The organism is Nostoc sp. DedQUE07 (assembly GCF_034530975.2).
Classification (GTDB): Bacteria; Cyanobacteriota; Cyanobacteriia; order Cyanobacteriales; family Nostocaceae; genus Nostoc.
The window spans coordinates 101,973-114,371 of the sequence record NZ_JAVRCC020000009.1; the positions used below are offsets into that span (position 1 = coordinate 101,973).

Sequence of the window (12,399 nt, forward strand, 5' to 3'; positions counted from 1 at the left end):
GAAGTTTTAAACTACTCTTTTCCGAGTCAGTATGTGTAGTATAAAATTTTTAGCAAAATTTCGTTCATTGGCTGAAATTGAACGCTGAATCTATGTATTCAACTACACATTTTTGAACTGACTCAGTAACTAACGTTGCTAGTTTGATCGACTAACTGGATACAAAACTGGACTAAAAGTATACGTTAATTCATACATTTTCGTAAACGCGATCGCAAACGTACTTCTGACACAGTATTAAATATTGCAATGTTGTTAATTAATAGCGATTGTGGTGGTACTAACGCAAAATATGCTGCCAATGCATTGAATAAAGTATATGTGTGTTTCTTTTTTTGAGCCAATTGACGTAGCGTTTCAGTAACAAGGAAATAAATTTGCAGGGAATTGTCGGGGGTAATTTGCGAAACTTGACTTCAACACCTTCTGGCTTCTGTGCTGAACCACTTGCACAAGGCGAGGTAGTCACAGCAAAAGGTAAGTTTTTCTTTATTAAGGATAAAAAGTTTTTTCTTAAAGGAGTTAGTTACGGCCCTTTCTCCATTGGTAGCCACGGTGAATCTTTTCCAGAAAAATCAGTTGTGGAAAAAGATTTCGCCATGATGGCAGAAATGGGGGCTAACTGTGTGCGTACCTATACTGTTCCACCTGATTGGCTGTTGGATCTAGCTGCAATCTCTGGTCTGAGACTGTTAATTGGTATACCTTGGTCTCAGCATATTGCCTTCCTTAACTCTTCTGCTGTAAAAGCAGAAATCCGTAACTGCATTGTTCAAGGAGTTAAAGTTTGCCGGAATCATCCCGCTACCTTTGCCTATTTGGTGGGCAATGAAATTCCTCCAGATATTGTCCGATGGCATGGAGCAAAACCAGTTCGAGCTTTTATTAAAGAGTTAATGGTGGTAGCAAAAGACTGCGATTCCGAAGGTTTGGTGAGCTATGCCAATTACCCCTCTACAGAGTATTTAAATATTGACTTTACTGATTTCTCATGCTTTAACGTTTACCTGCATCGGGAAACAGATTTTCGCCGCTACCTCTCACGACTCCATAACCTAGCCGAGGATAAACCTCTAGTGCTGAGTGAGTTTGGCGTTGACTCAATGCGTGAAGGAACCCAAGCCCAAGCCGAAATTCTCTCTCAAAAGCTGTCCTCTAGTTTTGAGATGGGAGCAGCCGGGACAATAATATTTTCTTGGACGGATGAATGGTTTACCGGCGGATATGCCATACAGGACTGGGCTTTTGGTCTAGTTGACGCCGAACGGCTCAAAAAGCCCGCCTTCGAGACAGTTCAGCAGTATTACACAGCGCCTCTACCGCCAGCGCTACCTGAGTATCCTAAAGTCTCAGTGATTGTCTGCGCTTACAATGCTGAACGCACGATGGATAGTTGTCTAGCTTCTCTCAAAGAACTCAACTATCCCAACTATGAAGTCATTGTAGTTAATGATGGATCGAGCGATCGCACTTTAGAAATTACTCAGCGTTACGACTTTGTACGGCTAATTAGCCAAGAAAATAAAGGATTAAGCGTCGCCCGCAACGTTGGTATGACCGCCGCAACTGGCGAGATTGTCGCCTATACCGATTCTGATTGTATGGCAGATCCAGACTGGCTCACCTATCTGGTCGCCAATCTCTCCTCTGGTGTAGCTGCCGTAGGCGGGCCAAACTTATCTCCCCCGGAAGACTCTCTTGTTCCCGCCTGCGTTGCTGTCTCACCTGGCGTACCTACCCACATACTTTTGAGTGATGAAGTAGCCGAACATATTGCTGGCTGTAACATGGCTTTTCGTCGGGAGGTTCTACAAGAAATTAACGGCTTCAACCCGATATTTCGTACTGCTGGGGATGATGTCGATATCTGCTGGCGACTGCAAGATCGAGGTTACACCATTGGTTTTAGCCCAACGGCAATCGTATGGCATTTTCGCCGAAATACAGTAGCAGCCTATCTCAAACAGCAGCAAGGTTATGGCAAGGCAGAAGCGCTCGTTTATTTTCAGCATCCCTATCGCTTTAACCTTCTGGGACAGCCTTCTTGGTTGGGGAGAATCTATGGAGATTTATCGGCATTTCTTCGTATTGGTCAACCAATTATCTACTCTGGGGTGTTTGGTCGCGGTCTGTTTCAAACCTTGTACGAGCCTTCCTCGTCTCTGATTTCTTACCTGCCACTGACACTGGAGTGGAATGTCGCAGCTTTTATCCTCTTGGTGTCTGCGCTTTTATCTGGCGATCGCCCCTGGTTGGGTGCAGCAATGTTCCTTATCTCTTTTAGCTGGTGTGTAGCTGGTGCTATACAAGCGCGGATTGACTCTCGCTTTCTCAAAAGAAGGGCACGGTTGCTGGTGGCACTACTGATTTACCTGGGGCCGCTTGTACGTAGTATAGAACGCTATAAATGGCGGATCGAGGAACTTAAGAAAGCCGAGCCGATAAAGTTTGATGAACTGTAAATAAAAATAGAAGCATTAAAAAAAATGACTCAAACACTAACTCAAGCAGATTTAATTCAATTTGATTCGCCAGCGCACAAAGTAAATATTTCCTGGCGCGATCGCGCCTATGAGTTGTCCTATTGGACAGAAGGAGGAATCGAGAAGGAGAATCTGCTGCAAAAAGTAATGGATTTACTCTTAGCTCACAAATATTTCATTGTCATGGATCGAGGCTGGAGCAACTGGGATTTAGAGATTTACCAGGGAATTTGGTCAAAAGTTCAGCTGAAAGTATGTACTGAAAATCATGGAGGTAACAACAGAGTTTTGCGGGTGCGGTGTGCCTTGAGAATGTCACAGTTAGCCATGATGGCAATGGTTGGCTATTGTCTCTTGGCAATTGTGGCGATCGTTCTGGAAATACCAGAAGTAGCAAAACTTACAATTGTACTAAGTATATTAAACACCACTGTCATCCTATATCAGAACTTCCAGTTGGGACGTATTCTTTACCAAGTACTGGAGATTGTTGCCAAAAGAGTTTACTTGCTGCCAATACAAACCACCAACAACCAGTCTGTCGCAGAAAGTGTAATATTACAGCCATGACAAACGTCTTGGTACTCCAGTAAGCAAATGACCAGACGAGAGGTAAATCTGCAAGTGAGGCAAGAGATCGAATTAATAATGCATCGATACGGGCAGATGCTCCGATATCCGCTGCGCCAGTGGCGTACCTTAATCGCAATCCTCGGTCTCACGGCTGGCACTTGTGCCACCGCCACACTTCAACCTTGGCCAATGAAAATCTTGGTGGATTATGCTTTCGGCCAGGCAGTCATCCCCCCGCCGGTTCGCTCATTCCTGGAGACTTTTAACTTGGTGCTCACACCAGCGTTGCTGGTTGTTGTCGCCGCTGTTTGTAGCCTTGGACTTTATGCTTTAAACGCTACCTTGGAAACTAGCCTTAGCTGGGCCTGGAGCGCTGCTGGGCAAGGTATGGTCTACGAACTTGCCCAAAGACTGTTCTATCGTTTGCAACGCCTTTCACTGCTGTTCCATAGCCAACGGACTGTGGGTGATTCCCTCAGCCGTCTAGCCGGAGATACCTATTGCGTTTATACCTTAAGCGGTGCTTTGCTGATTTCACCTGTGCAATACCTGCTGACGCTAGCAACTATTAGCCTCGTCGCCTGGAATCTAAGTCCTTTACTAACGCTGCTTTCGCTTTTCGTAGCCCCAATAATGGGCTGTTCAGCCCTTGTTTTTGGTTCCCGACTCAAGCGCCGGACAAAACTTAACCGGGAAGCCCAGTCCCGCCTCACCAGTTTTGTCCACCAAACGGTAACAGCAATCCCGATGATTCAGGCATTTGGTAGAGAGAGTTACAATACCCAGCAGTTTGAGCATTTAGCGGCAGACGCAGTTGTTCTCTCACAACGCGAAACTCTGCTCAAGAGTGTTTACGGTGTGGCCAATGGTACTGTGACAACGATTGGTACTGCGATCGTTCTGTATGTGGGCGGACAGCAGGTGTTATTGGGGGCTATGAGTATCGGTAGCTTGCTTGTCTTTTTAGCATACCTACAATCTATACAAGGAGCATTTAAGGGTCTATTTGGCATCTACGGCAGCCTGAAGTCTGTAGATGCCAATATAGATAGAGTGTTAGAGGTTTTGGATGCTGAAGATGGAGTGCAGGATGCCCCTGGTGCTAGACCATTGCCAGCTCGTCCAACAGAAGGACGCGGACACGTATGTTTAGAGAAAGTTAGCTTCGGTTACGAACCGAACTATCCCGTCCTCAAAGAAATTACCCTAGAAGCGCGATCGGGAGAAACGATCGCACTGGTAGGCGCGACAGGTGCTGGTAAGAGTACGCTGGTTTCTCTGATTCCCCGCTTTTTTGACCCCTGGCAGGGACGAGTCCTCTTTGATGGGGTGGATGTCCGAGATGTGCAACTCAAAAGCTTGCGCGAGCGAATTGCCCTGGTGCTGCAAGAGCCGTTTTTACTGCCGCTCTCGGTGGCACAGAACATTGCCTACGGATGTCCAGAAGCAAGCCTAGAGAAGATTGTCGCAGCAGCCAAAGCGGCTAAGGCAGACGACTTCATCCAACAGTTGCCCCAAGGGTATGATACCCCGATCGGTGAAAGAGGAGCGCTCCTCTCTGGGGGACAGAGACAGCGAATAGCGATCGCCCGCGCCCTGCTCAAGGATGCGCCAGTACTGATTCTCGATGAACCCACTTCTGCCCTGGATGCCCAGACTGAGAATTTACTCCTAGAAGCTTTAGATCGCCTGATCGAAGGCCGGACTACATTTATCATTGCCCATCGACTTTCCACGATTCAACGAGCAGATCGGATTGTAGTTCTGGAGCAGGGAAAGGTTGTGGAAATGGGAACGCATCAAGAGTTGCTGGCTATCGGTGGTTTCTACCAGCGTTTGCACTCCTTGCAGTTTTCCAAACCGCCGCAGGAGGCCGTTCTATGAAACTGTGGTGGCTGCGACTGGCGCGTTACGCCCTGGTTCGTTGGCGCAAACTCACCTTTGTCATGCTGCTAATGCTGATTAATGTCGGGCTAAATGTACTCAAACCCTGGCCTTTGAAGTTGATCGTTGATTGCGTCTTGAACAATCAATCGCTACCAAATAACGTTGTTTGGCTCAAAACCTTGCCTGGTAGTGAATCCGATATGCAGTTGCTCGGTTGGTTAGCAGCTGCCACAATCGTTTTATTTTTATCCAGTGAGGGAGTTCGGCTGATACAGGAATATGTTGGAGCTGGTGTTGGCAGCCAGATGGTTTATGACTTGGGAGCAGCACTATTCGATCGCTTACAGCATCTTTCTTTGAGATTCCACAACCAACAACGTGCTGGCGATCTGGTCAGGCGGGTAATGACTGACAGCATCTGTATTCAGAATCTGGCAATGGGGGTTTTTCTGCCCGTGCTTACTTCTCTGGTGAATTTGGTCGCAATGTTCGGCGTGATGTGGCAGATTAATCAACTGCTTTCACTGCTCTCGCTGACGATCGCTCCTTTAATAGTCTTACTAATTTGGGTCTTTAACCAGCCCATGACTGAACGAACCTATCAGTATCAACAGTTTGAAGGTGAGATCGTCGCACTCAGCGAGCAAACCTTGACAGCAATACCGATTATTCAAGCATTCGGACGTGAAGCATACGAAGATCAGCGCTTTCGCTACCTGTCTCAAAAAGCCCTGCAAGCTTATGTACGCTCTATCCTTGCCCAAATGCAATTCAAAGTTGGGGTGGGTGGCGTAACCGCAGTTGGAACAGCAGCAATCATGGCTTATGGTGGCTTCCAGGTTTTGGATGGATCGCTCTCAATTGGTTCTTTACTGGTCTTCCTCTCTTATCTCGCCTCCTTGTACGTGCCGATGGCAACTCTAGCTTATATGTCGTCGAGTTTTGCGGCGGCAGCTGCTAGCGCTAGGAGAGTGCTAGAGGTTTTAGATGCTCAAGATGGGGTGCAGGATGCTCCTAATGTTAGACCATTGCCAGTTCGTCCAGTCGGAGGAAGCGGACACGTATGTTTAGAGAAAGTCACCTTTGGTTACGAACCGAACTATCCCGTCCTTCAAGAAATTACCCTAGAAGCGCGACCGGGAGAAACGATCGCACTCGTAGGCGCAACGGGTGCTGGCAAAACTACCCTAGTCTCCCTGATTCTCCGGTTTTTTGATCCTTGGCAGGGACGAGTCCTCTTTGATGGGGTGGATGTCCAAAGCGTGCCAGTCAAAAACTTGCGCGAGCAGATTGCCCTGGTACTGCAAGAGCCGTTTTTACTGCCGATAACTATTGCTGAGAACATTGCCTATGGCTGCTTTAATGCTAGCCGGGAAGCGATCGTCAAAGCCGCTCAAGTTGCCAATGCTGACAGCTTTATTCAACGATTACCTCAAGGTTATGACACGGTAATTGGTGAACGCGGAGCGACACTTTCAGGAGGCGAGAAACAACGGTTAGCGATCGCCCGCGCCCTGCTCAAGGATGCTCCAGTGCTAATTCTGGATGAACCCACCTCTGCCCTAGATGCTCAAACGGAGTTTCTGCTGCTGGAGGCATTAGAGCGACTGATGGCAGGACGGACTACGTTTATCATTGCCCATCGCCTCTCAACAATTCAACGAGCTGACCGAATCGTAGTTTTGGAGCGGGGGAAAGTAGTAGAGATGGGAACTCACGAGGAGTTGCTAGCGGTAAATGGTTATTACAAGAAGCTGTATAAATTACACTTCGGCTCAACTCAACCATGCGATCTGCGATCGTGAATTCGCAAACAGGTGGTTAGAAAACTAGCAAGATTTCTGTTTAAAGAGTTTGATCCATGAAGTATTGCATTGTTAATGGAGATGATTTTGGTGCTAGTCAAGGAATTAACAGTGGCATTGTTGAAGCCCACTGTAAGGGAGTCCTAACTAGCACGAGCTTAATGGTGAATATGCCAGCGAGTGAGGAAGCAGCTATCTTAAGCCGTAAACTACCCGAACTGAGCGTTGGTTTGCATATAAATATCACAACCGAGGATGGAGAATTAGCACTCGATCTCACGACTTTGGATCGATGCCGTGCCGAACTAAATCGCCAATTGGAACGCTTTCAAGAGCTAACAGGGCGTCTACCGACTCATCTTGACTCGCATCATAACATCCATCGCTCTCCTCAATTACTGCCCCACTTCCTTAATTTGGCGCAGCAATATCGATTGCCACTAAGAGAACACTCTCCGGTTCGTTATTTCCCCAGCTTTTATGGGCAATGGGATGGAGAGACGCACCTGGAGCAGATTAGTGTGGAAAATTTAGTCCAAATGCTAGAAACCGAAGTTCAGGAAGGGTTTACTGAATTGAGCTGCCATCCAGGTTACGTCGATCCAGAGTTTTCATCAACCTATGCGATCGAGCGAGAAACGGAATTACAAACGCTTTGCAGCCCAATCATCAGAAGCAAGCTCACAGAACTCCAGATCCAACTTATAGGCTTTCGAGAACTCGCCAATTTTCTAGCAAACCTATCAGCTTAGTTGGGAGGGAAGTATTATGTCTGTCGTTGTCATCTCCCCATCAAACGTCGTGACCTTTCCAGAAGGAGGGGGTCATTTCTGGGTTTATATGCAATATGTGCAGGGGCTGCGCCAGTTGGGATGTGAGGTGTATTGGCTAGAGCGCTTCCACAGCAGCGGCGATCGAGAGCAGGATAAACTTATGCTTTCTACGTTTTATCAACGTATGGAACGCTATGGACTGAGTGGAAAGGTCATCCTTTATTCAGACCAGAAGGCGATATCGGATCGTGGCAGCGAGTATGAATACGTCGGAGTTTGGTCATCAAAGGCACAGGCAATCTTTCGGCAAGCAGACCTTTTACTAAATTTTTACTATGGTATTCATCCAGCTTTGCTTTCATGTTTTCGACGGACTGCTTTAATAGATATCGATCCAGGTTTATTACAATTTTGGATAACAGTTGGACAGCTCGTCGTACCCCCACACGATTATTACTTTAGTACTGGTGAAACTGTCGGCACACCTAGCGCTAAGTTTTCGGATTGTGGTTTGACTTGGATGCGAATTCGACCACCAGTATGTCTTGAATTGTGGCCATACGTTTACAATCCCAACAGCGAAGCATTTACGACTGTCTCCGGTTGGTGGGGCAATGGTGGCAAAGGGGAATGGATTACGGACGGGCAGGATATCTGCTACGAGAACAACAAGCGAGTTTCCTTCATGCAATTTGTGGAACTACCGCGCTTAACCGACCAAGTGCTTGAGCTGGCGCTGTGCCTGGGTGAGGGAGACGTGGAAGATGACCAAAGCAGAAAAGAGCAAAGCTGGCAAGCTAACAATACCGTACCGTCTGATGTTACTGATTATAAAGGAGACGCAGAGGATCGAGAAGTGCTGGAGAGCTATGGTTGGCGGGTGGGTCATGCCTACAAAATGGCTAGCAGTCCAGATAGGTATCAATCTTACATCCAAATGTCGCGAGGAGAGTTTAGTTGCGCTAAACCTTCATGCATGAAGTTTCAAAATGCCTGGATTAGCGATCGCACCCTCTGCTATTTAGCAAGCGGGAAACCTGTTGTTGTTCAACATACTGGATCGAGTTCCTTTCTACCCGATGGCGAGGGGATGTTCCGGTTCTCGACGCTTAGTGAAGCAGCTGATGCTTTAGCAACAATAAATACCAATTATGAAAAGCACTGTCGAGCAGCAAGGGAAATTGCTGAAACATATTTTGAAGCTAAACAAACTTTGAATGGCATCCTTAACTATGCTCTTAAATTTCAACGATCGATGGAGTGAACCCAATGATCCTTTCTTTTGACTATCCGCCTGCTAATCGGGGAATAGTCGTCGTCTGGGGAATGCTAGCATCCTTCCCATTTGGAGGCATGACTTGGCAAGTGCTCCACTATCTAGCAGGCTTGCGGCGATTAGGTTTCGATGTCTGGTACGTCGAGGATACTGATAGCGAACTATTAGATCCCATTACCTTCTGCTGGCATACATCAGAATATTCAGCAAATGTGCGCTATCTTGCCCAATACATGGATAGTATCGGTTTGGGCGATCGTTGGATTTTCCGTCCTCCAGGAGTGCGAGATGCAACCCTGGGAGCACGTGACTTAATGGGATTGGCAAAATTATACAAGGAAGCGGATGCAGTCATCAATCTATGTGGATACCATCCCCTACGTAGTGAGCACGACGATATAGCCTGTCTTATATATTTACAAACCGATCCGATGGTCGATCAGATTAAAGTAGCTGAGAATGACGCTCAAAAGATTGAGCAACTTGATGCTTACAATTACTTATTCACCTATGGCGAGAATCTTGAAGCGCCCGACTGTCTTGTACCCGTCGATCGATACCAGTGGCATCCGACGCGACCGCCAGTTTGCCTCGATTGGTGGTTTACCGATAGTCCACCAATTTTGGACTCAGCTCTGACAACTATCTCAAACTGGGAGCATTGGGACAATGATATCCTTTGGCAGGGAGAGAAGTATTACTGGCGCAAAGACCGAGAATTCCGGCGTTTCATAGACCTTCCAACAAAATCTTTGCTACCGCTTGAGCTTGCTCTTGAAGGTATTAATGTTCAAGAGGAAGCTGAAATGATTAATCACGGTTGGCGGATTGTTTGTGCTAGGGCATTATCCGATCCGATCGCCTATCGTAACTATATTTGTGCCTCTCTAGGCGAGTTCACTGTGACAAAGGATCAGTATGTTCGTCCTCGCACTGGCTGGTTCAGCGATCGCTCTGTCTGCTATTTAGCGGCAGGTCGTCCTGTAATAACACAAGAAACAGGATTTAGCAAGTTCTTGCCTACAGGGAAGGGATTATTTGCATTCAACACTATGGAAGATATTCTCGCGGCAGTGGATGCGATCGAAAGCGACTACCAAGGCAATTGTCGGGCAGCTCGTGAAATTGCCTCAGAGTACTTTGCCGCAGAGAAAGTGATTGGCAGTCTCATGGAACGAGCGGGGTTCTAAGCATGGCACGCATTGTTGTTTGCGGATATATGATTCGACATCCAGTCGCTGGCAATCTCTTAGCCTACTTTCATTATGTTTTAGGGCTACATCATTTGGGACATGAAGTCTTATACCTGGAGGAAAGCGGCTGGGCTGGGTCTTGCTATAACCCCATCGCCCACAATTACACTGATGACCCAGGCTTTGGACTTCACGCAGTCCAAACGCTAATACACAGTTATGGCGTGAATGCAACAGTTTGCTATGTAAATCGGGATACAGGAGATGTCTACGGTGCAGATTGGCAAGAAATAAAGCAGATGCTCAGGATGGCGGATCTGTTATTAAATATCGGTGGAGTTTGCTGGTTATCTGAATTTCTTTTATGCAAACATCGAGTATTAATCGATATGGACCCATTCTTTACCCAGATTGGGACGTTCGCTGCCGAAGGTCGCAACGAGTATCACGCCTACTTTAGTTATGGCGTTAATATTGGACAACCGGATTGCGGCATACCGAGTGATGGAATTGAATGGCTCCCCACTGTACCGCCCGTTGTACCAGAGATATGGAAAAGTTCGATACTTATTCCCGAAGATAGTGGCGCAGAACGCGCAGATTTACCATTCACGACAATTGCCAATTGGAATGCTTATGGGGGTGTGACTTACAAAGGTGAGGATTATGGGCAGAAAGATCGAGAATTCATGCGTTTGCTGGAACTCCCTAGCCACTGTTCGCAGAAACTCGAACTCGCTCTTGCTGGCAAGGATGCAGAAATAGCAGAGGTTACGAAATCTTTAAAGGCAGCAGGTTGGTTAGTTCGAGATGGCAAGGAAATTAGCGCTAGTCTGTCAATCTACATAACTTATCTGACTGGCTCCCGTGGAGAATTTAGCGTTGCCAAACAAGCTTATGTCAAAACCCGTAGCGGTTGGTTTAGCGATCGCAGTGTTTGTTATCTCGCTGCTGGTCGTCCCACCATCTTACAAGATACCGGATTTAGCGATTGGCTGCCGACGGGGCAAGGTGTGTTGGCGTTTTCATCTTTGGAGGAAGCGGTAGATTGCATCGAGCGCGTCAATACAAATTATCTAGCTCACTGTCAGGCAGCAAGGGAATTAGCCGAACAATTCTTTAGTTACAAAGTGGTGCTACCTCGACTACTGGAAACAGTTTTAAGCACGCATCTATCTCAATTTCGAGTCTGACTGCCTCTGGAGAAGGAAAAATCATCAGCTAATAAATCTAATGAAAACATATAACAAATTTAAAATAGGATGATTATTATTTTTGCTAGTGCTATTGGTCGGTTTCCCATAGGAGGCAACGCCTGGTCTGACCTGCAATACCTCCTGGGTCTGCGTGCGCTTGGACATGATATCTTCTACTTAGAAGAATGCGGGTTAGAGTCGTGGGTTTATAACTGGCAGACTGAAGAATTCACAACCGAGTTAGACTATCCCAGCAATTATGTGACAAACTGCCTGGAACCGCTTGGCTTTGCAAACCAATGGATTTATCGCGCTGGCTCTCGCTCAATAGGGATGGCAGTTGACGAGTTTAACGATGTTTGTTCCCAAGCTGATTTAATGATTGTTCGCGGCTCTCCACTTTCTGTTTGGAGAGATGAGTATGGATGGCCGCAGCGCCGCATCTACATTGACGCCGATCCAGGTTTTACGCAGATTAAGATTGCTAGCGGTAATTCGGAATTAGTAGAGACAATTGAACGTTGCGATCGCCTCTTCACGATTGGGCAACGCATTGGTGCTGAGGACTGTCTTATTCCCACAAACGGTAGGCATTGGCAAAAGACATTACCTCCAGTCGCACTGTCTTACTGGCCAGTGACTCAAAACGATAACACCCACTTCAGTTCGATTATGCAGTGGCACAGTTATCGAGAGGTGGTATACGAAGGAGTCACCTACGGCAATAAGGATAAAGAGTTTTTAAAATTTATAGATATACCGCAACTCACCAAACAGCAATTTCGGATTGCTTTAAGCGGTGGCTTTCCCGATGAACTATCACAGTATGGCTGGGAGGTGATTCCCGGATGGATTGCCTCCTTTACACCAGAATCTTACCAGAAATTTGTCCAAGCATCCCGCGCTGAGTTTGGAGTCGCAAAACAGGGTTATGTTGCTACCAAAGGTGGCTGGTTTAGCGATCGCAGCGTTTGTTATCTCGCTTCCGGTAAGCCAATTCTAGTTCAAGACACAGGTTTAAGCGATTGGTTGCCGATCGAAGAAGGGATTTTAACTTTTTGCGACCAACAGGAGGCAGTCAAAGGTGTAGAAGCCATCAACGCTGACTATGAGCGACACAAGTATGCAGCACGCAGGTTAGCAGAGGAATATTTTGACTCAGATAAAGTTCTTTCGTCTCTGCTAGAGGCGGCAATGAATTAACTGTCATTGA

At 46.8% G+C, this 12,399-nt stretch carries 9 protein-coding genes; all 9 read left to right on the plus strand.

Annotation, left to right across the window (positions count from 1 at the left end):
* Positions 1-410: 410 nt before the first annotated feature.
* The 9 genes from RMZ95_RS10230 to RMZ95_RS10270 all read left to right on the plus strand — a co-directional run bounded on the left by RMZ95_RS10230 (position 411) and on the right by RMZ95_RS10270 (position 12,389).
* The gene (locus tag RMZ95_RS10230) at positions 411-2,462 is read left to right on the plus strand and encodes a glycosyltransferase (protein WP_322686790.1); all 2,052 of its coding nucleotides are present in this window, start codon (positions 411-413) and stop codon (positions 2,460-2,462) included.
* 24 nt (positions 2,463-2,486) lie between these two features.
* The gene (locus RMZ95_RS10235; RefSeq protein ID WP_322686789.1) at positions 2,487-3,053 is read left to right on the plus strand and encodes a hypothetical protein; all 567 of its coding nucleotides are present in this window, start codon (positions 2,487-2,489) and stop codon (positions 3,051-3,053) included.
* A 96-nt stretch (positions 3,054-3,149) separates the two neighbouring features.
* A complete protein-coding gene (locus tag RMZ95_RS10240; RefSeq protein WP_322686788.1) occupies positions 3,150-4,940 on the plus strand; it encodes an ABC transporter ATP-binding protein in 1,791 nt (596 codons plus the stop codon).
* Positions 4,937-6,748, plus strand: coding sequence for an ABC transporter ATP-binding protein (locus RMZ95_RS10245; protein WP_322686787.1), 1,812 nt, complete (start codon positions 4,937-4,939; stop codon positions 6,746-6,748). Before RMZ95_RS10240 ends, RMZ95_RS10245 begins: the two co-directional genes overlap by 4 nt.
* A gap of 56 nt (positions 6,749-6,804) precedes the next feature.
* On the plus strand, positions 6,805-7,500 hold the full coding sequence (locus RMZ95_RS10250; RefSeq protein WP_322686786.1) for a carbohydrate deacetylase: 696 nt from the start codon (positions 6,805-6,807) through the stop codon (positions 7,498-7,500).
* Between the two features lie 16 nt (positions 7,501-7,516).
* On the plus strand, positions 7,517-8,785 hold the full coding sequence (locus tag RMZ95_RS10255; protein WP_322686785.1) for a hypothetical protein: 1,269 nt from the start codon (positions 7,517-7,519) through the stop codon (positions 8,783-8,785).
* A 5-nt stretch (positions 8,786-8,790) separates the two neighbouring features.
* Positions 8,791-9,987, plus strand: coding sequence for a hypothetical protein (locus RMZ95_RS10260; RefSeq protein ID WP_322686784.1), 1,197 nt, complete (start codon positions 8,791-8,793; stop codon positions 9,985-9,987).
* A gap of 2 nt (positions 9,988-9,989) precedes the next feature.
* On the plus strand, positions 9,990-11,183 hold the full coding sequence (locus RMZ95_RS10265; RefSeq protein WP_322686783.1) for a hypothetical protein: 1,194 nt from the start codon (positions 9,990-9,992) through the stop codon (positions 11,181-11,183).
* A 69-nt stretch (positions 11,184-11,252) separates the two neighbouring features.
* Positions 11,253-12,389 carry a glycosyltransferase family 1 protein gene (locus RMZ95_RS10270; RefSeq protein ID WP_322686782.1) on the plus strand — a complete coding sequence of 379 codons (1,137 nt, stop codon included), beginning with the start codon at positions 11,253-11,255 and terminating at the stop codon, positions 12,387-12,389.
* Positions 12,390-12,399 lie beyond the last annotated feature (10 nt).